Raw genomic sequence first — 234 nt, forward strand, 5'->3', positions numbered from 1 at the left:
CGCAGTACAGCGCGCCCACCAGTACATCGTTGCCACGCGGTTCCAAGAGGCAGGCGCGGCGCCATTGGTCATGGTGGTTGCGCAGATCCTCAAGTTGATCAGCGATCGTGGCGCCCGCCAGCGCGGGGAAGCCGTTCATGATCAGGCGGGTGGGTTCGCCGCCGGTGTGGGAGTCAATGACGTGCAGGCGTTTCATGCAAGGCTCCATCAGTGAGTGGCCGCAGAGAGCGGGGT

At 64.5% G+C, this 234-nt stretch carries 1 protein-coding gene; it reads right to left on the minus strand.

The window, feature by feature from the left end; genetic code table 11:
• Nucleotides 1-196: proline racemase family protein (locus AC0L3U_RS40260; RefSeq protein WP_473365252.1), on the minus strand; the 196-nt coding region annotated here is incomplete at its 3' end.
• Nucleotides 197-234 lie beyond the last annotated feature (38 nt).

This window comes from Bradyrhizobium sp. Kon69, assembly GCF_055807515.1.